Below are 23,752 nucleotides of genomic sequence, written 5' to 3'. Positions count from 1 at the left end.
CCAGTAGGCGATGGCTCAACGCCTGCCAGGATCCGCGTGAGCGTCGGGAGCCGATGCGGTGGCGGCGTCGTAGGTGGCGCGGGCGGTGGTGATGTCGGCTCGGTGGCGTTCTGCCCAGCCGACGAGTCCGGTGAGGGTTGCGTGGAGTTCGCGGGCCATGGGTGTGAGGCTGTATTCGACCTTGGGCGGCACCGTGGGGTAGACGGTCCGGATGAGCAAGCCGTCGCGTTCCAGCTTGCGCAGGTTCAGGGTGAGCATGCGTCGGCTGATGCCTGTGATGGTGCGTTCCAACTCGGTGAACCGGACGGGTCGGTGTGCTGCGGCGACGAGGATTCCGATGCTCCACTTGCCGGCGACGTGGTCGAGGACCTCGGTGATCGGGCATGCCTCGTTGCTGACCTGGTCGGACACATCGGTGTGACTGTGGGACATGAAAGTGCCTCCTTCCGCTGCGCGTCATGGTTACAGAAGATGAGCGCTGTAACAAATCGTGCACCATTGGAAGGGGTTCCCGTGCGGACAACCAACTCATCAGCACAGGCATCGCGTTGGGCGGCGCTGGCCGTGCTCTGTGCCGGGCAGTTGATGGTCATCCTCGACGGGACCATCGTGAGCGTGGCGCTGCCGTCCATCCAGCACAGCCTCGGGTTCTCCTCGTCCAGCCTGGCCTGGGTGGTCAACGCCTACCTGGTCCCCTTCGGCGGCCTGCTGCTGCTCGCCGGACGGCTCGGCGACCTCATCGGGCGCAAGAGGGTCTTCATCGCGGGTCTGGGCATTTTCACCGCTGCCTCCCTGCTGTGCGGTGTGTCCCAGGACCCGGTGATGTTGCTCGCCTCCCGGTTCGTCCAGGGCATCGGCGGCGCGGTGACCTCCGCCGTCACGCTCGGCATGGTCGTGACCCTGTTCCCGCAGCCGAAGGAGCGGGCCAAGGCCATCGGCGTCTACAGCTTCGTCCAGTCCGCCGGTGGCTCGCTGGGCCTCCTCGCCGGCGGCGCCCTGACGCAGAGCATCGGCTGGCACTGGATCTTCTTCGTCAACGTCCCGATCGGCATCGTGGCCGCTCTGTCGGCCGGCCGCATGCTCGCCTCCGAGCAGGGTGTCGGCCTCGGCAAGGGGAGCGACGTCCTGGGCGCGCTCCTGGTCACCTCCGCGCTGATGCTCGGCGTCTACACGATCGTCGAGACCACCGACCGCGGCTGGGCCTCGGCACACACGCTGAGCTTCGGCGCCGTGGCACTGGCTCTGCTCCTGGCGTTCGTCGCCCGCCAGGCCAAGGCGACCCGTCCGCTGCTGCCGCTGCGTGTGTTCCGGTCACTCAACGTCTCGGGGGCAATGGGCATCCAGGCTCTCATGGTGGCCGGGATGTTCAGCTTCCAGTTCTTGTGCGTCCTCTACCTGCAGAAGGTGCTCGGTTTCGACGAAATACACACCGGCCTCGGCGTGTTCCCGGTCTCGGTCGCCATCGGTGCGCTGTCCCTCGGTCTCTCGCCCAAGGCCATCGCTCGCTTCGGTCCCCGTACCGTGCTTCTCCCGGGACTCGCGCTGATCGCGGCGGGTCTCGGCGCGCTCGGCCGCGTACCGGCGGGCGGAAGCTACGCCGTGGACGTCCTGCCCGCACTGCTGCCGCTCGGCATCGGATTCGGCCTCGCGATGCCGGCTCTGGCCACACTGGCCATGTCGGCGGCCACACCCGAGGACTCGGGGATCGCCTCCGGCATGTTCAACACCATGCAGCAGATCGGCGCCGCCTTCGGCCTCGCTGTCCTCAGCACGCTGGCCGACGCGCACACGGAAGCCCTGCTGGGTGACGGGGCCGACACCGCCTCGGCACTCACAGGCGGCTACCAACTCGCCTTCCGCATCGGCGCGTGCCTCGTCGTCGTCTCTCTCCTCCTCGCCACAGCCCTGCTGCGATCCCCCGCCCCAGCGCAACGCCCAGCGGTCGAGGAGACACCCGTGCCCGAGAACGCCGCTCACTGACCGGCTGCGCCACCACCTGGAGCCGGGAAGATTCCCGGGCTTCACCGGAACCGGCTCTGGCTCACTTCTGTGAGGCGGCCGCGTGGAGTGACGGCTCGACATGGGCATCGAGTATCCCGGTGGCGGGATGCCCGCCCAGGCATCGGTCCCGCTGCCCGCCGGCCGCTGGAGGGTCCGAGCCGCCCACACCGAGGTGGACGAGGAGAACCGGGTCGGCCTGGTCCAGCTCCTGCCCACCGAATCCTGAACGGGCAGTGCTCGGTCGAGTGCGGTCAGGCGTGGCGCGCAAGGTGGTGCAGATGGGCAATGCCACGGACACGGCGCTCGGGTCGCAGGGGGTCGTCATGCGCGTCGTGGCGCAGCGTCCCCGGCCGAGCGCCCGGGGTCACCGGCACGGCGTCCGGCGTCGGCGGGGTTGCGCGATGCAGTCGTACATCCTCCTGAGCGCGACCCACCGAGGTGAGCGGCCCCATCACATACCCCACTATGAGAAGGGACGCATGTGCGCGGACCGAGCGGAGGTGTGGTGCGATGTCCAGCGGTGCCGTGCTCATGCGAATCGCCGACGACGGGCGGATCGTCGAGTGGTCCGCGCGGGCCGGGGAGCTGCTCGGCCGATCGCGGCAGGAGGCCGTGGGCCGCACCGTGGCCGAGCTGACGGGCGGGGGTGACGGCACCGCGGGAGGCAAGGCCTTGCTGGCGGCTCTGGGCGCCGTGTCCGTACGGCCTGTGCTCTCGGGGGCCTCGCTCACCTGGGAGGTACGCGACGGCCAGGGCAACGGCGCCACGGCCCGGGACCTGGCGATCCTGCGGACGCTGTTCCTCCACTCGCCGATCGACCTGTACATCCTGGACGCGGACCTACGCATCGGCCGGTCCGGGAGCGGCGCGCCCGAAGCTCTGCCAGGGACGGATGGCGCCCTGGCCGGCCAGAACTTTCCCGAAGCCCTCGGTCTTGTGAACCCTGAGAGTGAGCACGCCGTGGCGCGCCGGGTCCTCATGACCGGCGAGCCGGCGCTGCGGCGCGTCGTGCGGGCCGCGCCGAGGAACGGCACAGGCCGCTCCATGCACTATTCCCTCTCCTACGTGCGCCTTGAAGGGGCGGACGGCGCAGTCCTGGGCCTTGTCGCATCGGCGGTCGATGTGACCGAGCAGGAACGGGCACTGCACCGGGTGAGGCTCCTGGAGGACGTCCGCACCACCGTCGGCGAGCGGCTCGAAGTCACGTCTGTGTGCCAGGAGCTGGTGGACGCGGTCGTACCGGCGTTCACCGGCATCGCGGTGGTCGAAGTCATCGAGGACGTGATCCGGGGCGAGGAGCCTCCGCTGGCTCCGGTGGACCAGGACATGCCACTCAGGCGAACCGCCTTCAAGGGGCTGGTGTCGGCTCACACGGTGGGGGAAGTGCGGCGGCTGCCGGAGGGCACGCCCTTCTCCCTCGTCCTGAACGACCTGCGGCCGCGGCTCATCACCGTGACAAGGGACAGCCCCTGGCTGTCGGCGGACCCCGCACGGGCCAGCGCCATCGCCCAGTCGGACGCACACTCCCTGATCGTCGCGCCGCTGACCGTGCGCGGTCAGGCGCTGGGTGTGGTGAGCTTCTATCGGCACCGGGAGGAGGCCCCCTTCGACAAGGACGACATCGCGTTGGCGTCGGACCTCTGCGCCCATGCGGCCCTGTGCATCGACAACGCTCGCCGCTTCACCCGGGAGCGGACCATCGCCGCGACGGTGAAGCGCAGACTCCTGCCGCAGCGGAGCTCGGCACCGTCCACGCTCGACGTGGCGTCCCTGCACATCCCGGGGCCGGGCGGCGGAGGCGCCTGGTTCGACGTGATCGAGATGGCCGGCGGCCGGACCGCATTGGTGTTCGGCGACGTCGGCGGCCGCGGTATCGCCACCGCGACCACGATGGGACAGCTCAGGACGGTCATTCACGCACTGGCCGGGCTGGACCTGGAGCCGAACGAATTGATGGCACGGCTCAGTGACACCGCCATGCAGCTGGCCTCCGAGCGGGCGGCGCTGCCGGCCGGAGATCCGCTGAACCGCGAGCCATTGACCGCCGGCTGCCTGATCGCGGTCTACGACTCGGTCGACCACACCTGCACCCTCGTCCGCGCCGGCCTGTCCGAGCCGTACCTGGTCCGCCCCGGGGGCGACGCGGAGGCCGTGTCCGCGCCGGGAGGGCCGATCCTGGCCGGCACCGACCACGCGCCGTTTCCCGCGACCGAGTTCCCGCTGCCGGCCGGCAGCATCCTCGCGGTCGGCAACGAGGACCTGCTGGAGAGCGAACCACGGTTGCGCGCCGTGCTGCGCCAGGAAACGGCGCTGCCTCTGGACGAGGTGAGCGACATGCTCGCCTACGCGCTTCGGGACCGCCACGAGACCGAGAAGCTGCTGCTCCTGGCACGCGCCAAAGGACTGCCCGCCGACCACGTGCTGACGGTGCCGCTGGCCGAGGACCTCGCGGCCGTCCCGGATGTCCGGGCCGCGGTGCGCGGACAGCTCGCCGAGTGGGACATCGGCGCGGACGACGCATTCACCACGGAACTCATCGCGAGCGAGCTGGTCGCCAACGCCATTCGCTACGGCGCACCGCCGTACCGACTGCGCCTCATCCTCGACGAGCGTCTGACCTGCGAGGTTCGGGACGCCGGCGACAGCGCCCCGCACCTGAAGCACGCGCGCACCATCGACGAGGGCGGTCGTGGCCTCTTCATCGTCGCGAGCGTCGCCGACGGTTGGGGCATCCGGTACCACGCGCAGGGCAAGACGGTCTGGGCTCGGCAGGGCATCGGCAGCGCGGAGTAGTCCGACGGCGGCGCATGTGCCCTGACCGGCCGGGGGCACCGGTCCGAGTACGCACCCCCCGGATCTGAACCATCCGGTTGTCTTACTCGGCAGAGCGCGCCGGCCGCCGGTGGTCAACGGCCGCGGCCCTGGACATACGGGTCCCTGCCCGGTCCCGGCGAGCGCCGGGACCGGGTGGGGTGGCCAGGTGCACTGCGGCGGACGTCGTCTCGTCGCGGCTCAGGCGTGATGTGGTGTCAGGCCGACCATGGCCGCCGGGTCCACGATCCGGTCGAACTCCTCCGCGCTGACGTGGCCGGAGGCCAGCGCGGCCTCGCGCAGGGTGGTTCCCTCGTCGTTCGCCTTGTGCGCGATGGCGGAGGCCTTGTCGTAGCCGATGGCCGGCGACAGCGCGGTGACCAGCATGAGCGAGCGGTCGACGTAGTCCTCGACCTGCTCCGAGTTGAGTTCCGCGCCCTCGATGCAGTACTCGCGGAACTTGGCGCAGGCGTCGGCGAGGATGCTCGCCATGTGCAGGAAGTTGTCGATGATGACCGGTCGCATGGCGTTGAGCTCGAAGTTGCCCTGCGAACCCGCGAAGGCGATGGCCTGGTCCTCGGAGAGCACCTGGATGCACACCATGACCATGGCTTCGCACTGGGTCGGGTTCACCTTGCCGGGCATGATCGATGAGCCCGGCTCGTTGGCCGGCAGCACCAGCTCGCTGAGGCCACAGCGCGGCCCGGAGGCCAGCCAACGGATGTCGTTGGCGATCTTCATCAGGGGGACGGCCAGCGCGCGCAGGCCCGCCGAGGCGCCCACCATGGCGTCGAGACCGCCTTGCGCGGCGAACTTGTTCTTCGCCGTGGTGAAGGCGAACCCGGTGGCCCGGGCGATCTCGTCGGCGACCTCCTCGGCGAAGCCGTCCGGGGCGTTCAGGCCGGTGCCGACCGCGGTACCGCCCATGGCGAGTTCGAGCAGTCCGTCCGAGGAGTCGACGACCCGTTCGCATGCCTGCTCCAACTGGCGGGCGTAGCCGGACCACTCCTGGCCGACGGTGAGCGGTACGGCGTCCTCAAGGTGGGTACGGCCGATCTTCACCACGTCGCGCCACTGCTTCGCCTTGTCGGCGATGGCCTGCTGGAGTGCCCGCACGCTCGGCAACAGGCGCTCGTGCACCGCCTTGACCGCGGCGATGTGCATGGCGGTCGGGAAGGTGTCGTTGGAGGACTGCCCCATGTTGACGTGGTCGTTGGGGTGGACCGGCGTCTTGCTGCCGAGTTCGCCTCCTACGAGTTGGATCGCCCGGTTGCTGATCACCTCGTTGGTGTTCATGTTGGACTGCGTGCCCGACCCCGTCTGCCAGACGTAGAGCGGGAAGTGGTCGTCCAGCTTTCCGGCGATGACCTCGTCCGCCACCCGCTCGATCAGATCGGCCTTCCAGCCGGGCAGGCGGCCGGCGCTACCGTTGACGATCGCGGCGGCCTTCTTGACGTGGCCGTAGGCGTGGTAGACCGCCTTCGGCATGTGGTCGTCGCCGATGGAGAAGTGGACCAGGGACCGCTGGGTCTGCGCGCCCCAGTAGCGGTCGGCGGGTACGTCGATGGCGCCCATGGAATCGGTCTCGCGCCGGGTGCCGGTCGCGTGCAGGCCGATGGGGAGGTCACGGACCCGTGGGGTGTCCGTGCTGCCGGCGTCGCGCGGCGTCATGCGATCACACCCACCCTGTTCCGGTAGCCGGGCTCCCACATACGGTCACGGACGGCGGTGGCGGGGTCGGACGGACGGTTGCCGGCGACGCCTTCTTCGATGGCCGCACGCACGACCGCGGTGGCGGTGACGGCGGACGACTCCCACAGGTCCTCGACGGGCGGCAGCAGGGCGGCGCCCGGCCGCGAGGGATCGACCTGGGCAGCCACGGCCTGCGCGGCGGCCAGGAGCATGCGGTCGGTCACCCGGGAGGCGTTCGCGACGACGGTGCCCAGTCCGAGTCCGGGGTAGAGCAGGGCGTTGTTGGCCTGTCCGATGCGGTAGGTCACGCCGCCGTACTCGACGGGGTCCACGGGGATGCCGGAGGCGACCAGCGCCTTGCCCTTCGTCCAGGCGACGACGTCGGCGGGCATGGCCTCGATCCGCGACGTCGGGTTGGACAGCGGGAGGACGATGGGCCGCTCCGTACCGGCGGCCATGGCCTCGATGACGTCCTGCGTGAAGGCGCCGCGGACGGTCGACGTGCCCAGCAGGATGGTGGGCCTGACCCGGCGCACGGTCTCCAGGAGCTGGATGCCGTTGTCGTCGACCGCCCAGCCGTCGATGTCGCCGGGGTCGCGCGCGTAGCGCCGCTGGAAGTCGCGCAGGTCGGTCATGTCGCTGGTGAGCAACCCCTGCTTGTCGATGAGCCAGATCTGTGAGGTGGCCTGCTCCTCGGTCGCGCCGTCACGGACCATCGCGTCGCGGAGCTGGTCGGCGATGCCGACGCCGGCGGTGCCCGAGCCGAAGACGACCAGTCGCTGGTCACGCATCGGTACGCCGCTCACCTTCACGGCCGCGAGGACGGCGGCCAGGGTGATCGCGCCAGTACCCTGCACATCGTCGTTGAAGATCCGGTACTGGTTCCGGTAGGTCTCCAGGATGCGCCGGGCGTTGCTCGGGCCGAAGTCCTCGAAGTGCAGCAAGGCGTGGGGGAACAGCGAGGACGCGGTGCGCAGGTACTTCTCGATGAAGGCGTCGTATTCGGCGCCGCGTACGCGCGGGAAGCGGTTGCCGAGGTAGAGCGGGTCCTTCAGCAGCGACTCTCGGTCGGTGCCCACGTCCAGGGAGACGGCCACGACACGGCTGGGGTCGATGCCGGCGGCGGCGGTGTAGACGGCCAGCTTGCCGACGGCGATCTGCACGCCGCCCACGCCCCAGTCGCCGATGCCGAGGATCTCCTCCGCGTCGGAGCAGACGATCAGGTCCACGTCCTCCGGGCCGAGTTCGAGGGTGGCGAACGCCTTCTCGATGTCGTCCGGCGTGTCGATGGAGAGGAACACGCCCCTCGGGCGGCGGTACTCGTGGGAGTACTGCTCGATCGCCTCGCCCACCGTGGGGTCGTAGACGATCGGCAGCAGCTCCGGCAGGTGGTCCCGGAGCACCTTGAAGTAGAGGTTCTCGTTGCGGTCGTGCAGTTGTTCGAGGTACACGTTCTTGGCGAGGTCGCTGCCCTGGGCCTGAAGCTGCCGGTACGCACGCTGTGCCTGCTGGTCCAGCGTGAGGACCGCGGCGGGCAGTCGTCCGGTCAGGCCGAACGCGTCGCGTTCGGCTTGGGTGAACCCCACGCCATGGTTGCGCAGCGGGTCCGTCAGTACCTTCGGGGTCGCCGGAGTGTGTTCGTTGCCCTCTGCCATGCCGAAACTCCTTGTCTGTCCCTGGGCGGGCCGGAGTACCGCCCCGCCCACGACTGGCATCGACGGCGGAACCGCGCGCCTTCGACGGTCGCGCCCTCATGTCCCAGCCTGAACAAAAGGGACATACCTCGCATCCGTCATGTGATCGGCCGTGCCGCCGAAGGGCGACCGGACTGCTGTCGCACAGCGGCGACCGGTGCGCGTCCCCGGCAGAATGTCCCGCGGCCGATCAGGACGGCCCGGTGGTGTCGTGACGCCGTGCGACGAGCGGTTCGCGGGCGATGGCGACGGCGCACAGCACCAGGACCACGGGTGGGAGTGCGGCCCACGCGCGGGCCTCCGTCAGCAGCATGGCCGACACGGCGGCTCCCAGGATGAGGCCGACGAACCGCAACGGTACCCAGATGCCCGGGCGGCCGGTGCCGATGCCTTTGACGATGTAGGTGGCCAGCGTGCCGGTCAGGTAGGTGGTGGGAGCGGCGGCCTGCCCGGCGGCCACCATGGCACCGGACTGCGACCCCATGCCGAGCGCCGCTCCGAACTGCATGACGTCCCGGGTCGCTTCGCCGGGCATGCCGCCGGTGACTCCCCAGACCAGCGCGACCACGGCCAGGATGACCGCCTCGGCGCCGAGGACGACCATGATGTGCCGCGGCCAGTGGGTGGCCACCGTGACGCGGCCGCGGGTGTACCGGGCGACGACCAGCACGCCCACGCCGAAGCCGGCCAGCGCCAGGACCGCCGCCTTCACGCCGACGGCCTCGCCCCGGCCGCCGGCCATGCCGAGCAGCGCGAGGTTGCTGGTCATGACTCCTGCGAAGACCCGGTCGAGGCCCAGGAAGGAAACAGATTCCAGGGCTCCGGAGGCCGCCACCAGCAGCACCACGGCGATGCGGACAGACCGTCCCGGGCCGACCTTCGATTCCTCCTGATGCTCCATGGTTCCCCCGCGACTGGACTTCGTCACTCATGGTGGACAATCTTAACTTTGCGTCACCGGACACGTGGGTGTCGCGATACTCGTGCGCGCGCGGCAGGGGACAGTCGTGCTCGGTGCGCGTCCCGGCCGTTCGATGGGGGTCGTGACGGCGGCGGCGTCGCGGCCCGCGGTCGCGGCGAAGGGGGCGTCGGCGTCCCGCGCGGCCGCGCGCGTCGGCGGTCAGGACCGTGCCCGCGCCGATCAGCCACTACGGCCCGAGTTCCGCGGCGGCCCGGGCGATGACGCCGAGCTCGGCGCGCCGCTGAGGGACGCTTCGATCAGGTCGAGGTCAGGGGCACCGGCAGCCCGCGGTCAGGATGAGCCGCCAGCGGACCTCGCCGGAGGCGGGGACGCGGGCCGCGTCGTCGGGGCCGGCCTCGGCGAGGTCGAAGGCGCGGCCCAGCATCGGTTCCACCCCTGTGCTGCGGTAGGGGTCCTGCTGGGGGAAGCCGCCCAGGTTGCGCCACAGGGCGACGGACACCGGCTGTCCCTCGGCCTCGACGGCGAGGGCGAGCCGGTGAGGTCCGTCATGGACGCAGACCCGGCCGTCCGCAAGGACGGCGCCGACCGCGCTGCCGTCGTCGGGGCCGAACCGGTCCAGGCGCAGTCCGCGCGGGGCGGGCCAGTCGCCCTCCACCCAGGGGGCGCCGTCGGGCCAGGGACCGTCGAGCAGTGGTGCCGCCTCCGGGAAGACGCGGGTGGGCATGCCCGTACGGGCCCGGAGTTCGGCCCGTTCGGAGAGGTCGAGCAGGGCGTGGGCGGCCCATACGAAGCGGTAGCCGGGATCGGCGGTGAGCGTGTAGTCGGCCTCGACGCCGTCGGCGGTGGTCCGGACGGTGCGGGCGAGGGTGAACGCGTCGCAGTCGACGCGCTCGGTGCCGCCGTCGCGGGTCCAGGGTCGGGACCAGGCGTCGCCGTGGTCGGGGGTGCCGCGCACGGTGGGGACGCACTCCTCCAGGCCGCCCGCGTCCACGAAGGCGTCGCCGGGTGCGACACGTTCGCGTGCGGGATCCGGGCGATGCCACAGCCATTCGCGGCCGGCGGCGCGCAGCGAGGTCCAGCGTCCGCCGTGCGCGGGGTCGGTGGTGACGGTGAGGGACACGCTCACCACTCCGTGAACGAGCCGTCGGCGTGCCGCCACACGGGGTTGCGCCAGGCGTGCCCGGTGCGGTCGGCGGCGCGTACGGCGTTCTCGTCCACGGTGATGCCGAGGCCGGGCGCGTCGCCTCGGTGGGCCTGTCCGGCGGTGAAGCGGAACGGCTCGGGGTCGACGACGTAGGAGAGGAGGTCGGCGTCCTTGTTGTAGTGGATGCCGCGGCTCTGTTCCTGGATGAGGAAGTTAGGCGTGGCGAAGGCCACTTGGAGGCTGGCGGCGAGCGCGATGGGGCCGAGCGGGCAGTGCGGGGCGAGCAGGGCTCCGTACGTCTCGGCGAGGGAGGCGATGCGGGTGACCTCGGAGATGCCGCCCGCGTGCGAGAGGTCGGGCTGGGCGACGGCGATGCCGGCGTTCAGTACGGGCAGGAACTCGGCGCGGGAGAAGAGACGTTCGCCGGTGGCGAGCGGGACGGGACTTGCAGCGACCAGGCCGGGCAACAGGTGGCTCTGCTCGGGCAGGACGGGTTCCTCCACGAACATCGGGTGCAGGGGGGCGAGTTCAGCGAGAACGCGGCGGGCCGAGGCGGCTCCGAAGCGCCCGTGGAAGTCGACGGCGACGTCCCGGTCGGGGCCGAGCACGTCACGGGCGGCGGCCACGCGGGCCACGACGGCGGCGGTCTCGGCGGCGGTGGCAACGGGCGAGGTGGGTCCGGCCGCGTTCATCTTGACGGCGGTGAAGCCCGCCTCGACCTGTTCGGTGATCTGCTCGGTGAGCTGGGCGGGTTCGTCGCCGCCGACCCAGGCGTAGACGCGGACGCTGTCGCGGACGGGGCCGCCGAGCAAGGCGTGCACGGGCGCGCCGTAGGTCTTGCCGACGATGTCCCACAGGGCCTGGTCGAGTCCGGCGACTGCGCTGGAGAGGACGGGGCCGCCTCGGTAGAAGCCTCCCTTGGTGAGGACCTGCCAGTGGTCCTGGATGCGCAGCGGGTCCTGGCCGACGAGGTACTCGGAGAGGACCTCGACGGCGCTGCTGACGACCTCGGCGCGGCCCTCGACCACGGGTTCGCCCCAGCCGACCACGCCGTCGTCGGTCTCCACGCGGCAGAACAGCCAGCGTGGCGGGACCAGGAATGTCTCAATGCGAGCGATCTTCACTTACCGCCGTTGCCTTTCATTTCGTCGGGAGGGTCGACCCGGTCCAGTTCGCGGCCGGCCCGGCCGAGCAGGGCGCACATGGCGGCCTCGAAGGCCGGCGGGTCGCGGTCCCGTGCGGCGTCCAGGACGGCGCGGTGCCGGCCCGGCCGCCGTCCTCGGTGATGTGTCCGGCCACGGCCTCGCCCCGCTCGTCCACGATGTCGGCGAGCACGACGGCGGCTCCCCCTCGTGCGAGGCGCTCGGCGGTGGCCGCTCCGATAGCGGAGGCGGCTCCGGTCACCACGGCTGTGCGGCCGGTGAAGCGTGCACCGTTCCGTCGTGCGGGCTGCTCCATCGTGGGGTTCGGGTCCTTCATGGGTGGTGGGCGGGATCGAGCGGGCCGGTGCGGGCCTGGTCGCGGGTCAGCACGACGAGCCGGGCGTCGTGGTCGGCGGTCCAGGCGAACGGCAGACCGTAGTGCAGCAGGTGAGCGCCGCTGTAGTGGGTGCCGGTGTCCTCGTCCCGGTAGGCGGCGGCCGGGTCGAGTCCGCGCAGCCGGAGCCGGGCGGGGCGGCCGGGCACGAGGGGTGCGCCGTCGAGGACGCCGGTGCTGAACCCGGCGACGACGGTGCGTGAGCTGTGGGCCTCGGTGTACTGGACCCCGCAGGTCGGGTCCTTTGGGGTGCCGAGCAGGCGGACCTCACCGTGGTGGACGACGTCCCTGATCTCTTTGTAGCGGGCGATCCAGCGGGCGGCTTCGGCGCGCTGGTCCGCGTTCCAGGAGCGCAGGTCGGCGCCGATGCCGAGGACGCCGCACATCGCAAGCACGAACCGGAAGGCGAGGGAGCGGGGCCGGGGGTCGAACACACCGGGCGAGTCGGTGACCCAGGAACTCATCACGTGCGGGGCGTGCGCGTGCAGGAAGCCGTGCTGGATGGCGAGCCGGTCCAGGGGCGCGGTGTTGTCGCTGGGCCAGACCACGTCGGTGCGGGCCAGGGTGGCGTGTTCGATGCGTCCTCCGCCGCCGGCGCAGCCCTCGACGGTGACGTGCGGGTGGGCGGTGCGCAGGTGGTCCAGGACGCGGAGGTATCCGGCGACGTGTCCGGCGTCCAGGTCGAGGCGGTCGGCGGGTCCGGCGCCGGGCCGGCCGCGCTCGGTGGGCGGCCGGTTCATGTCCCACTTGAGGTACTCGATCGGGTACCCGGTGAGCAGTCGGTCGAAGGTGCCGATCACGAAGTCCTGCACATCGGTGCGGCCGAGGTCGAGCAGGAGCTGGTTGCGGACCAGGCGGCCGGGGCGGTCCTCGACGCGGTAGACCCAGTCGGGGTGTTCGGCGTGCAGGCGGCTGTTCGGGCTGATGGCCTCCGGTTCGACCCACAGTCCGAAGCCGAGGCCGAGGGTGCGCACGTCGTCCACGAACCGTCCGAAGCCCCGCGGGAACTCCGCCGGATCGGGGTACCAGTCGCCGAGGCCGCCGGTGTCGTCGGCACGGCCGGTGAACCAGCCGTCGTCCACGACGAACACTTCGGCGCCGATATCGGCGGCCACCTTGGCGAGTTCCAGCTGGTCGGCCGCGTGGACGTCGAAGCCGGTGGCCTCCCAGGAGTTGTAGAGGACCTTGCGGGTCCGGTGCAGGCGGTCGCCGCCGAGGTGCCGCTCGTAGCGGTGCCAGACCCGGGCGAGGCCGTCCGTGCCCTCGGGGCTGAACGCGCAGGCCAGGCGTGGGGTGGCGAGGGTCTGTCCGGGCTGGAGGACGACGGCGCCCTCGTGGGGGACGCGGCCGGCGCGGACGCGGACGGCGCCGCCGGGTTCGGCCTCGGCGGTGATGTGCCAGTTGCCGGACCACTCCAGGGCGATGCCGTAGGTCGGGGCGGTGCCGTCGTCGGGCAGGGCCGCGTCCTGGACGGCGAGCCACGGGGCGTAGGCGTGGCCGGGGACTCCCTGGATGCTGCCCATGCTGAACGTGCCGCGCCTGAGGTGGAGTTGCGTGTGCGTGAACTCCTGCGACCACTGGCCGGTGAGGTAGGTGAGCCGGGCGCCGTCGGCGACGGGCACGGTGACCGCACCCGAGTCGAGGCGTTCCAGGCGGAGTTCGCCGTCGCCGGTGCAGGTCAGCTCGGTCCAGCGCAGGACGACGTCGGTGCCGGGCACAGTGGCGTAGCACAGGGTGGTGCGCAGACCGGCGACGTCGTCGGTGAACGCCAGGCGCAGCCCGTCCGCGTCCTGTTCGGCCCCGGCGAACTCCCACCACACGCCGCGCTGGTCCCCGGAGTGCCCGACGACGAGCTCGGCGCCGGTGAAGGGGCGCTGGCCCTGCGGCAGGTACTCGGCGGGGGCGGCGTCGGCCGGGGTGATGAAGTGGGTGCGCCGGGACCAGTCGAGGGCGGACGGGCCGTCCTCCACGCCCAGGGGTCCCCAGGCGTCGAGTTCCGCCCAGGGGCCGTCCGGGGAGAGCCGCACCGTGTAGCTGGTGTGCTCCGTGCGGAGGGTCCAGCGTTCGCAGGAGGTCATTTCACCGCTCCGAGGTTGAGGCCGGCCACGAAGTGGCGCTGGAACCGCAGGAACACGGCCACCGTGGGGGCGGCGGCGATGACGGATCCGGCCGCGATCACGTTCCACATGGAGACGTACTGTCCCTGGAGGCCGATCAGGGCGGCCGTGATGGGCATCTTCGTGTCGCTGCGCAGGACGGTGATGGCCCAGAGCAGGTCGTTGAAGATCCAGGTGAAGGCGAGCGCGCCGAGGGCGGCGAGCGCGGGGCGGGTGAGCGGGAGGATGATCCGCCAGAAGATCTGCCAGGGTCCGGCGCCGTCGACGACGGCGGCCTGCTGGATCTCGTTGGGGATGGCCCGCATGAAGCCGTGCAGGACGAAGACGTAGAAGCCGACTCCGAAGCCGATCTGCACGCCGACGAGGGCGGGCAGGGTGTCGTAGATGCCCATGATCTCGCTGAGCTTGGACACCGGGATCAGCAGGATCTGCGGGGGCAGCAGGTTGCCGCCGAGCATGAGCAGCAGCAGGGTGCGGCGCAGCGGCATCTCGTAGCGGCTGAGGGCGAACGCGGCCATGGCGGCGAGCGCGAGGGTGATCAGCACGCAGGGGACGGTGACGACGAGGCTGTTGATCAGGGCGCGCTGCTGGCCGCCGTCGACCCAGGCCTGGCGGAAGTTGCCGAGGGTGAAGGAGTGCGGGAGGCTGCCGAGCCCGTTGGCGGCAACGTCGTCGAACGAGCGCAGGCTGGTGACGAGGACCAGGACGATGGGCAGCAGCCAGAGCGTGGCCAGCAGTCCGGCGCCGAGGTGGAATCCGGCGGTCGCGGCCCGTCTGCGCTTCAGGGCGGTCGAGTCGGCGGACATCAGTCGGCCTCCCGGAACGCACGGACCAGATAGGAGCAGATGACGCCGAAGGCCAGCACGAAGATGACGACGGCGAGCGCGGAGCCGTAGCCGAGTCGCAGGGACTGGAAGGCGGTGGAGTACATGTAGGTGCTCAGCAGTTCGGACGAGTGGTAAGGGCCGCCTCGGGTGAGCGACCAGACGACGTCGAAGGAGCGCAGGGAGTCGATGACGATGACGGACAGCACGACGGCGTTGACGCTGCGGAGCTGCGGAAGCGTCACGTGCCGGAAGCGCTGCCAGCGTCCGGCGCCGTCCATCTTGGCCGCCTCGTAGAGCGAGGGGTCGATGCCCTTGAGGCCGGCCAGGTAGAGCACCATGACGTAGCCGATCTGGCGCCACAGGGCGGGCACGATCACCGCGTACAGGGCGGTGTCCTGGTCGGCGAGCCAGGCGTGGCGGAGGCTGCCGAGGCCGACGCCCTGGAGGATCTGGTTGAGCACGCCGTCGGGCTGGTAGATCGCCTGCCAGACGAGGGCGGTCGCCACCAGGGAGAAGACGACGGGCAGGAAGAGAGCGGCGCGGTAGAAGCCGACGCCGCGGCGTTCCTGCTGGAGCAGCAGTGCGGCGGCCAGGCCGAGGATCGCGGACAGTCCGCCGAACAGCACCAGCCACAGGACGGTGTCGATCGCGGCGGTCCGGAAGACCTCGTCGTGCACCATCTCCTGGAAGTTGCCGAAGCCGACGAACCGGGGCGGGGAGACACCGTCCCAGGAGGTGAGGGCGAGGTAGAAGCCCTGGAGGGCGGGCCAGAAGACCCACAGTGCCTCGGCGAGCAGGGGTATGAGGACGAAGGCGAGGACCAGCGGCGGTGTGCGGCGGACGGGCCCCCGGCCGCGCCCGCCGCTGGGCGGTGTGACGGCCGGGGTCTTGCGCGCGGTGGTGGTGAGCACTGCCACCTCAGGCACTCCAGATCTTCTGGGCGTCGCGCTGCCAGGTGGTGAGGATGGAGCCGACGTCCTTGGGCTTGGCGAGGAACTTGGTGAGCGCGGTGTCGGCCGTGGGCTGGAGGGCGTCGCTGGAGTCGCGGTTGAAGAACTGCGTGATCTCGGCGGCGGACTCGATCTGCGCGCGGCCCTTCTTCACCAGGGGCGTGCCGGCGTCCTTGGCATCGGGGTGGCAGGGCAGGACGGTGCCGGAGGAGCCCTTGATGTAGATCTCCTGGGCCTCGGCGGTGGCGAGGTACTTCATCAGGTCGCCGACCTGCTTGGTGCGTCCGCTGCGGGCGCTGGCGAAGTAGCCGTCGGTGGGGGCCTCTTCGGCGAGCGGCACCTTGGGGTCGATGACCGGGAAGCGGAAGAAGTCGATGTCGTCCAGGGCGTCCTTGGGCGCGGCGTCGGCGAAGAAGGTGCCGATGAGCATCATGCCGGTGCGGCCGTTGAGCAGCGCGGTGGTGGCGTCCTGGAAGGCGACGGCGGTGCCGTTGGGGTCGAAGTAGGGCAGGACCTCGGCCCAGCGGTCGAAGACCTTGCGCACCTCGGGGTCATCGAAGCGGTGCTTGCCGGCGAGCAGCCGACGGTGGTACTCGGCGCCGTTGATACGGATGTTCAGGTAGTCGAACCAGGCGGAGGCCACCCAGGGGGTGTTGCCGCCGGCGCCGAGGCCGATGGGGGCGACGCCCTTGGACTTGAGCTTGTCGCACAGGTCGAGGAACTCGTCCCAGGTCTTGGGCTCCTTGACGCCCCACTTGGCGAAGTTGGACTTCCGATAGAACATGCCCCACCAGTAGTAGGTGGAGGGTACGAACACCTTCTTGCCGGAGCTGGAGGTGCACAGCGAGTTCAGCGCCTTGGAGTAGCGCTTGAGGTCAGGCGAGGACGCCCAGACGTCATCGAGGTCGAGCAGCAGGTTCTTCTTGGCGTAGGCGTCGGCGACCGAGCCGGGGTACCACGTGTAGACGTCCGGCGGGTTGGCGGACGTGAGGTACGTCGGGAGTTGGGTGCGGAAGGTCTCGGCGGCGACGGTGTTGAGGCTGACGCGCTCGGACCCCTTCTTGGCGTAGGCGGCGGCCAGGTCCTCCATCGCTGCCTTGGCCTGCGGTGCCGAGAGGTTCGACTGGAGTGTCACCGGGCCCGTGGCAGGGGACTTGGCGTCGGAGGAGGCGGTGACACAGCCGCTGAGCACAGCCGCCGTCCCGGTGGCACCGAGTCCGGCGAGGAAACGCCGGCGGCTCGTCTGAAGGTTCGTCATGAAGGGCTCCCTGTGGGTTCACGCGGCGGGGCCGTGCGGCCGGGGGCCCGGCGCGGCCCCGTCGCGGCGCGTCAAGATTCGCGTGGCACTCACACCACGTCAAGATTAATTACTAATTTATTTGAACTGGGTGTGGTGAACCGTGCCGTCGACCCCTCGGTAGACCGCGTCGACCGCGCCGTCCGGGCCCGCGACGGCGCCCAGGGAACCGTCGAACGCGGCGCTCGGGAACTCCTCGCGCTTGCTCCAGCCCTGCCAGGCACCGGCGTCGTACCGCTGCTGCCAGAGCGTGTAGTCGCCGGCGCGGACGTAGAGCAGCACGCTGTCGCCGGAGGCGACGAGGGTCGGGCTGCCGCTGACCGTACCGCCGACCGAGGTCCACTCGGACCACGCGCCGCCCGCCGAGCGGGTGCGGGTCCAGATGTCGTCGGCGGCGGAGCGCACGGCGACGTGCACGCGGCCCTCGGAGTCGACGGCCGCCGACGGCCTGCCGTACGCCGGGCGGCTGCCGGGCGTGCCGAGCGAGGTCCAGCCGGTGTTCGCGCCGCGCTGGACGATGCGGCCGTCCACGTCGGTGGCGAACACAGTCCAGTGCGCTGAGTCGGTGAAGGCGACGCTCGGGGCGTCGGCCACCGTGCCGCCCAGGCTCTGCCAGCCGCTCCAGTGGCCGCCGGTGTAGGCGCGCCGGTAGACCCGCGAGTCGGCGCCGCGCACGAACACGTCGATCCGGCCGTCGGCCGAGGCGTACGCGGCAGGCTGGCCGAGGATGCCGCCGCGGACCGGGCCCCCGAGGTCGCGGACACGGTTGCCCCTGCCCTCGGAGGTCTGCTGGAGCAGGGTGCCGCGCGGGCCGCGCACGAAGGTGCTCGGCGCCGAGCCGGTGCGGACGGCGGCCGGGCTCGCGGTGGCGGGCAGGCCGAGCTTCTCGCCGGGCAGCGCATCCTCGCCGGTGAGCCGGAGGAAGGCGGTGCCGTGCGCGGGGACGGTGACGGTGTACGACCCGGTATGCGTGCCCCGGTCGGCGCGGGCCCGCAGGTCGCGGACCTTGACCCGGCCGCCGAGGGCGGCGTCGGAGAACTTCACGGTGCGCTCGGCCGCCTGGTCGGAGCGGTTGAGCAGGACGACCGCACGGCGGCCGTCCCCGGAGAGCACCTTGCTGTAGACGTCACCGGTGGCGTCGGTGGCCACGCGAACACCCTGGACGCCGAGGCGGTCCTGGTCGACGCCGATGATCTCCGGGTTGCGCAGGGTGGCGAGCATCGACGGCGACAGCGTGCGCGGGTCGGAGCCGAGGATCAGCGGGGAGCCCATCTCCGCCCACATGACGAACTGGGTGGTCGACTCCTCCTCGGTCAGCTCCAGGTTCCCGTCCGGCATGCGGCGCGTCGGGATCAGGTAGTCGGGGTCGTTGTAGTGGCCAGGTCCCTGAGCCTCGGGGTGCCAGGCGTTGGCGTCCATGTTGCGCAGGACGTTGGGCCACTGGCCGGGGCTCGGGGTGCCCCAGGCGATGTCGGTGCCGGTGCGCCAGGAGTCCGCGATCGTCGGCGCGTAGGCGTAGGTGTTGTGCGCGTCCTGCTCCGGGGTGTGGGGCAGGCCCCAGTCGTCGGTGAGCGGGTTGCACAGGTTCAGCAGCATCCTGCGGCCCGACTTGGCGACCGCGTCGCTGAACTCCTTGAACGCCATGCCCGGATCGAGCTTCTCGGAGATGCCGCACAGGAAGTCGACCTTGACGGCGTCGATCTTCCACCCGGCGAACTGCCGGGCGTCCTGCTCGTAGTGACCCCGGCTGCCGAGACCGCAGCTCTTGCCGCCGTCGTAGGTGCCGGCGTCGGTGTAGATACCGGCCCGCAGGCCGCGCTCGTGCAGGTAGTCGACGAGCGCAGGGATGCCGGACGGGAAGCGCTGGGCATTGGCGACCAGCCGCCCCTGCGCGTCGCGGGGGTTGTCGGCCTGCCAGCCGCCGTCCAGCCACACGATGTCGTAGCCGCTGTCCCGCAGACCGCTGCTGACCAGCTTGTCCGCGACCGAGCGCACCTCCCTCTCAGTGGGCGCGCCGAGGCCGTAGTAGGTGTTCCAGCCCATGTAGGGCGTGGGCGCGAGACCGCTGTCGTAGTAGTCGGGAGCGCCCTGGTCCACGGCCGGGGCCGCGTGGGCAGAGGGCGTCACGGTGGCGGCCAGGGCCACCGCGATGGCCGCGGCGAGCGCGGTCCGGGCGAACCGGACGCGTCTGTGATCGTGTTCGTGCGGGCGTGAAGTCACGTGCCTCTCCCAGAGGTTGGGAAGCGGGATGCGTGACGCGGGCCGCACCGGAGCAGGGGCCTACGGCGTCACGGCGACGACTGTGACGCCCGACCGAAACCCTGTCAACTTTTATTCCTAATTTACGAGAAACAAAGCCGGAGTCGCCCGAACACCTTGACAGTCCGGTGCCGTGAGGGCAGTGTTCGGCAACGTTGTCAGCGGCTGGCAACGTTGTCATCACATCCTGGTCCACCGGCCCCTCATTCACTGGTCTTCCCTGGTCTTCCCTGGTCTTCCCTGATCGGAGCCTTGTTCATGTCGGATCAGCCCTCCACGCCCTCCCGTCGTACCGTAATGGCGGCGGGGTCCAGCCTGCTGGCCGGGTTCGGTCTCGGCGTGGGCCCGCTCGCTTCGGCCGCCGCGGCCGGAACCGGGCGCCCCGACCCCAGCACTCCCCCGGCCGAACTCGCCGCGTACCGACCGGTCTTCGTGTCCTCGACCGACTATGCCCCGACGCCCGCCGAGTTCGCCGTGGACGGTCTCGCGGTGCGCGGGGTGAAGGGCAGCGGCTGGCGCGCGGCGGCGGGCGACCCACAGTGGATCAAGGTGGACCTCCAGGCGCTGTGCGAAGTCTCCTCGCTGCGGCTGGTGTTCGAGGCGACCTCCGACGACCCGCCCTTCAAGGACTCCCCGACCGGCAGCCCCCGCGACAACACCACCGGCCAGGAGATCCTGTCCAGCTGCGCGGTGGCCTTCGTCATCGAGACCTCGCGCGACGGGAGGTCCTGGACGGCGGTGTACCGCACGCACTCCGGCAAGGGCGGCGAGATGGAGATCGTCCTGCCGAAGGCGGTCAGCGCGCGCTGGGTGCGGATGACGGTCACCGAGCGCTCCAACTCCAACCCGCTCGGCCTCAACGGCCTTCAGGTGTACGGCACCTGCCGTACCCGGCGCCCCGAGGTCACAGGCTGGACCGACTGGGGCGTGCGCGAGCGGCATCCCCAGCCGCTGAAGCAGGCCGCCGACGGGACCGTCCCGCTGGAGTCCGGCTGGGACCTGACGACGGACGACTGGGCCGGCGCCGACGGTGCCGTGCTGTCCCGCGTCGGGCACGACACGAGCCGCTGGCTCGCGGCGACCGTCCCCGGCACGGTGCTGACCTCGCTGGTGGACCAGGGTCATCTGCCCGACCCGGTGGCCGGGTTCAACAACCTGCACGTGCCCGAGGCGCTGTCCCGGCACTCCTGGTGGTACCGGCGCGAGTTCGCCCTGCCCAGGGGTCTGCGGACCGGCACGGGCCGGCACGTCTGGCTGGAGTTCGACGGCGTCAACCACGAGGCCGAGATCTGGTTCAACGGCACCAGGGTAGGTGCCTTCACCAATCCGTTCTCGCGTGCCTCCTACGACGTCACCGAGTTGCTGGCGCCCGGCGACCAGGCGCTCGCGGTAAGAATCACCCCCATGCCGTTCCCCGGCAGCCCCACCGACAAGGGCCCGGCCGGCCTCGCGTTCGTGGACGCCGGCGCCAACATGATGAACCGCAACTCCCCCACGTACCTGGCCTCCTCCGGCTGGGACTGGATGCCCGCGGTGCGCGACCGCGCGGCCGGCATCTGGAACCACGTACGCCTGCGCTCCACCGGCGCCGCCGTCATCGGCGACCCGCGCGTGGACACGCTGCTGCCGGACCTGCCCGACACCCGCACAGCCGAGCTGACCGTCGTGGTCCCGGTGCGCAACGCCGACTCCGACGACAGGCGGGTCACCGTCACCGCCGCGTTCGGCACCGTCAAGGTCACCCGGACCGTGACGGTGTCCGGCGGCGGCAGCACCGATGTCACTTTCGCCCCCGCCGACTTCCCGCAGTTGCGCCTGCGCGACCCGGAGCTGTGGTGGCCCAACGGCTACGGCGAGCCGAACCTGCACGACCTCACCCTGACCGCCTCCGTGGACGGCCGGGAGAGCGATCGCCGCACCACTCGCTTCGGCATACGCCAGTTCGGCTACGAGTACGGCGCAGTCCCGATGACGTTCCGGTGGAGCAGCGACATCTTCACCCAGACCGTGGACTTCGCCCGGCAGAAGGCGCGCTACGTCCGCATCCTGTGCCACACCCGCGCCACCCAGTGGGGCTCGTCCATGTGGCGCCTGTCGGTCCTGAACAGCTTCACCCCCGGCGACGACCTGGCCCTCGGCAAGAAGGCGACCGCGTCCTCCTTCGACGACCCCTCGCGCGGAGCGGCCAACGTCACCGACGGCAAGGGCGACACCCGCTGGTCGTCATCCTTCGACGACGAGCAGTGGGTCCAGGTCGACCTCGGCTCCTCGGTCTCCTTCGACCGGATCGCGGTCGACTGGGAGCAGGCGTACGCGAGGACGTACACCGTGCAGGTCTCCGACGACGGCTCCGCCTGGACCGGCGTGAAGGACGTGGACAACGCCGCCGCGCCGCTGCCCTTCCACACCTCCGGCTCGGCGAGCATGCAGAACGTCGAGTTCGACGCGGTCACCGCGCGGTACATGCGGGTGTTCTGCCGGACCAGGGCCACCGGCTGGGGCTTCTCCATGTGGGAACTGGCCGTCGTGGACAGCGCCAGACCGGGCATCAATCTGGCGCTGCGCAAGCCCGCCACCGCCTCCTCCGAGGGCGAGGGCACGGTCGCCGGTAACGCGGTGGACGGCGACGTCAACACCCGCTGGACCTCGGTCTACGAGGACGACAGCTGGATCCGGTTCGACCTGGGTGCCCCGGAGCGGTTCGACCGGGTGGCGATCACCTGGGAGCAGGCGTACGCGCGGACATACACCATCCAGGTCTCCGACAACGGCACCGACTGGAAGGACGTCACGTCGGTCGACAACTCCATCGCGCCGCTGAAGATCAGCGTCAACGGCGTGCGGGTGTTCTGCCGGGGCGGCAACTGGGGCTGGGACGAGCTGCTGCGCCGGATGCCCGCCGAGCGGATGGACACGGCGGTGCGGATGCACCGCGACATGAACTTCACGATGATCCGCAACTGGGTCGGCAGCAGCAACCGCGAGGAGTTCTACGCCAGTTGCGACGAGCACGGCATCCTGGTGTGGAACGACTTCCCCAACGCGTGGGGCATGGACCCGCCGGACCACGACGCGTTCAACAGCACGGCGCACGACGTCGTGCTCCGCTATCGCATCCACCCGAGCGTCGTGGTGTGGTGCGGCGCCAACGAGGGCAATCCGCCCGCCGCGATCGACGACGGCATGCGCGACGCGGTCCACTCCGGGGCGCCCGGCGTGCTCTACCAGAACAACTCGGCCGACGGCATCGTCACCGGCGGCGGCCCCTACGGCTGGGTCGAGGCGGAGAAGTACTTCTCCGCCTCGACGTACGGCAGCAAGAACTACGGCTTCCACACCGAGATCGGCATGCCCGTGGTCTCCACGGCGGAGACCGTGCGCCGTCTGGTCGGTGACGAGCCCGAGTGGCCCATCGGCGGCTCCTGGTACTACCACGACTGGAGCACCAGGGGGAACCAGGCCCCGCAGAACTACCGCGCTGCCATCGAGTCCCGGCTCGGCACCGCGAAGGACCTGGACGACTTCTGCCGCAAGGCGCAGTTCCTGAACTACGAGAACCACCGCGCCATGTTCGAGGCGTGGAACGCCAGGCTGTGGGACGACGCGAGCGCCCTGCTGCTGTGGATGTCCCACCCGGCCTGGTACAGCACGGTCTGGCAGACGTACGACTACGACTTCGATGTCAACGGCGCCTACTACGGCTCCCGCAAGGCCTGCGAGCCCGTGCACGTGCAGGCGAGCCCGGTCGACGGGCAGGTCCTCGCCGTCAACCACACCCCGCGTGCCCTTCACAAGGCCACGGTGACCGCCCGCTGGTACGACCTGGACGGACGCCAGGTGGCCGACGAGCAGAGGGCGACCGTGGACGTGGCCGCGTCCGCGACGGCGAAGGCGTTCATCGCCGACCCGCAGGGCTCCCTGCCCGGCCTGTACCTGCTGCGCCTGCGGCTCGCGGACGAGCACGGGAAGACACTCGCGGAGAACACGTACTGGCGCTACGGGACACCGGAGGCCATGCAGACGCTGAACAAGGCGCGGCAGACCAGGGTCTCGGTGGACGTCATCGACTCGCAGGGCCGGTCAGGCGGGCGGCACCGGCTGACAGCCGAGGTGACCAACCGTGGTTCGTCGGTGGCGGCGATGGTGCGCCTGTCCCTGGTGGACACGAGTTCCGGGCAGCGGGTTCTGCCCGCCGAGTACGGCGACAACTACCTGTGGCTGCTGCCCGGCGAGTCCCGGAGGGTCACCGTGTCCTGGCCCGACCGCGCGCACACGGCGCGGCCGGGGCTGAAGGCCGAGGGCTACAACGTTCCCGAGGTGACAGGCCGGCCGTAACCGGGATCGCCGCGGCTGAACGGGCCTCTGGGCCGCAAACGAGCCCGGCACTACCAAGCCCTGGTCACCCCAGCCTGCCTACGACTCCGGCTGCCCTGACTTTGCGGCGCACTCCCAGGGGGTGTCTCGTCGATCAGGCCGGATCAGGGAGCGGTGGCTGGTGCCGT

15 protein-coding genes and 1 pseudogene are annotated in these 23,752 nt (G+C 70.9%); 4 read left to right on the top strand and 12 right to left on the bottom strand.

From position 1 onward, the window contains the following. Positions 1-15: 15 nt before the first annotated feature. Entirely contained in the window at positions 16-432 is a 417-nt protein-coding gene (locus IE318_RS28950) for a winged helix-turn-helix transcriptional regulator (RefSeq protein WP_030183499.1), read from the bottom strand. Between the two features lie 39 nt (positions 433-471). On the opposite strand from IE318_RS28950, the gene IE318_RS28945 reads away from it, so the two are divergent. From IE318_RS28945 to IE318_RS28935, 3 genes are all read left to right on the top strand, one after another. Beyond that, on the top strand, positions 472-1,980 hold the full coding sequence (locus IE318_RS28945) for an MFS transporter (protein WP_189905067.1): 1,509 nt from the start codon (positions 472-474) through the stop codon (positions 1,978-1,980). Between the two features lie 100 nt (positions 1,981-2,080). Further along, on the top strand, positions 2,081-2,227 hold the full coding sequence (locus IE318_RS28940; protein WP_189905066.1) for a hypothetical protein: 147 nt from the start codon (positions 2,081-2,083) through the stop codon (positions 2,225-2,227). Positions 2,228-2,511: 284 nt separating this feature from the next. Then, positions 2,512-4,794 carry an ATP-binding SpoIIE family protein phosphatase gene (locus IE318_RS28935; RefSeq protein ID WP_189905064.1) on the top strand — a complete coding sequence of 761 codons (2,283 nt, stop codon included), beginning with the start codon at positions 2,512-2,514 and terminating at the stop codon, positions 4,792-4,794. A 219-nt stretch (positions 4,795-5,013) separates the two neighbouring features. Here the strand turns inward: IE318_RS28935 and fumC are convergent, their stop codons facing one another. The 11 genes and pseudogenes from fumC to IE318_RS28880 form a co-directional block, all read right to left on the bottom strand. Next, positions 5,014-6,483: a class II fumarate hydratase gene (gene fumC / locus IE318_RS28930; RefSeq protein ID WP_189905061.1), complete on the bottom strand. Its 1,470-nt coding sequence runs from the start codon at positions 6,481-6,483 to the stop codon at positions 5,014-5,016. Next, positions 6,480-8,159, bottom strand: coding sequence for an NAD-dependent malic enzyme (locus tag IE318_RS28925; RefSeq protein ID WP_189905060.1), 1,680 nt, complete (start codon positions 8,157-8,159; stop codon positions 6,480-6,482). Before IE318_RS28925 ends, fumC begins: the two co-directional genes overlap by 4 nt. A gap of 229 nt (positions 8,160-8,388) precedes the next feature. After that, entirely contained in the window at positions 8,389-9,099 is a 711-nt protein-coding gene (locus tag IE318_RS28920) for a YoaK family protein (RefSeq protein WP_189905058.1), read from the bottom strand. Positions 9,100-9,427: 328 nt separating this feature from the next. Continuing rightward, entirely contained in the window at positions 9,428-10,240 is an 813-nt protein-coding gene (locus IE318_RS28915; RefSeq protein ID WP_373311307.1) for a hypothetical protein, read from the bottom strand. 2 nt (positions 10,241-10,242) lie between these two features. Next, complete coding sequence (gene dgoD, locus IE318_RS28910) at positions 10,243-11,388, bottom strand: galactonate dehydratase (RefSeq protein ID WP_030183520.1); 1,146 nt, start codon at positions 11,386-11,388, stop codon at positions 10,243-10,245. 139 nt (positions 11,389-11,527) lie between these two features. Further along, positions 11,528-11,722 (bottom strand): annotated as a pseudogene (locus IE318_RS28905) (SDR family NAD(P)-dependent oxidoreductase); the annotation flags it as partial. Between the two features lie 17 nt (positions 11,723-11,739). Further along, positions 11,740-13,878, bottom strand: coding sequence for an alpha-galactosidase (locus tag IE318_RS28900; RefSeq protein WP_189905054.1), 2,139 nt, complete (start codon positions 13,876-13,878; stop codon positions 11,740-11,742). Then, on the bottom strand, positions 13,875-14,723 hold the full coding sequence (locus IE318_RS28895; protein WP_189905051.1) for a carbohydrate ABC transporter permease: 849 nt from the start codon (positions 14,721-14,723) through the stop codon (positions 13,875-13,877). The genes IE318_RS28900 and IE318_RS28895 overlap by 4 nt, the downstream gene beginning before the upstream one ends. Next, complete coding sequence (locus IE318_RS28890) at positions 14,723-15,661, bottom strand: carbohydrate ABC transporter permease (RefSeq protein WP_189905191.1); 939 nt, start codon at positions 15,659-15,661, stop codon at positions 14,723-14,725. The genes IE318_RS28895 and IE318_RS28890 overlap by 1 nt, the downstream gene beginning before the upstream one ends. A gap of 1 nt (position 15,662) precedes the next feature. After that, positions 15,663-16,952 (bottom strand): ABC transporter substrate-binding protein, encoded by a 1,290-nt coding sequence (locus IE318_RS28885; RefSeq protein ID WP_189905049.1) that lies wholly within the window; start codon positions 16,950-16,952, stop codon positions 15,663-15,665. Positions 16,953-17,069: 117 nt separating this feature from the next. Continuing rightward, positions 17,070-19,211 carry a DUF8189 domain-containing protein gene (locus tag IE318_RS28880; protein WP_189905047.1) on the bottom strand — a complete coding sequence of 714 codons (2,142 nt, stop codon included), beginning with the start codon at positions 19,209-19,211 and terminating at the stop codon, positions 17,070-17,072. Between the two features lie 297 nt (positions 19,212-19,508). Between IE318_RS28880 and IE318_RS28875 the strand changes: the two genes are divergently transcribed. Beyond that, positions 19,509-23,585: a discoidin domain-containing protein gene (locus tag IE318_RS28875; protein WP_189905046.1), complete on the top strand. Its 4,077-nt coding sequence runs from the start codon at positions 19,509-19,511 to the stop codon at positions 23,583-23,585. Positions 23,586-23,752 lie beyond the last annotated feature (167 nt).

It is taken from the genome of Streptomyces spiralis (genome assembly GCF_014654675.1).
Taxonomy (GTDB): Bacteria; Actinomycetota; Actinomycetes; order Streptomycetales; family Streptomycetaceae; genus Streptomyces; species Streptomyces spiralis.
The sequence above is the reverse complement of the archived record's forward strand: the minus strand, read 5'-3'. Positions and strand labels throughout refer to the sequence as shown.

Bases quoted from the DNA above. Each gene is read 5' to 3' on its own strand.
- IE318_RS28925 (WP_189905060.1), bottom strand. From the start codon at position 8,159: ATGGCAGAGGGCAACGAACACACTCCGGCGACCCCGAAGGTACTGACG.
- IE318_RS28935 (WP_189905064.1), top strand. From the start codon at position 2,512: ATGTCCAGCGGTGCCGTGCTCATGCGAATCGCCGACGACGGGCGGATC.
- IE318_RS28945 (WP_189905067.1), top strand. From the start codon at position 472: ATGAGCGCTGTAACAAATCGTGCACCATTGGAAGGGGTTCCCGTGCGG.
- IE318_RS28900 (WP_189905054.1), bottom strand. From the start codon at position 13,878: ATGACCTCCTGCGAACGCTGGACCCTCCGCACGGAGCACACCAGCTAC.
- IE318_RS28950 (WP_030183499.1), bottom strand. From the start codon at position 432: ATGTCCCACAGTCACACCGATGTGTCCGACCAGGTCAGCAACGAGGCA.
- fumC (WP_189905061.1), bottom strand. From the start codon at position 6,483: ATGACGCCGCGCGACGCCGGCAGCACGGACACCCCACGGGTCCGTGAC.
- IE318_RS28940 (WP_189905066.1), top strand. From the start codon at position 2,081: ATGGGCATCGAGTATCCCGGTGGCGGGATGCCCGCCCAGGCATCGGTC.
- IE318_RS28920 (WP_189905058.1), bottom strand. From the start codon at position 9,099: ATGGAGCATCAGGAGGAATCGAAGGTCGGCCCGGGACGGTCTGTCCGC.
- IE318_RS28885 (WP_189905049.1), bottom strand. From the start codon at position 16,952: ATGACGAACCTTCAGACGAGCCGCCGGCGTTTCCTCGCCGGACTCGGT.
- IE318_RS28875 (WP_189905046.1), top strand. From the start codon at position 19,509: ATGTCGGATCAGCCCTCCACGCCCTCCCGTCGTACCGTAATGGCGGCG.
- IE318_RS28895 (WP_189905051.1), bottom strand. From the start codon at position 14,723: ATGTCCGCCGACTCGACCGCCCTGAAGCGCAGACGGGCCGCGACCGCC.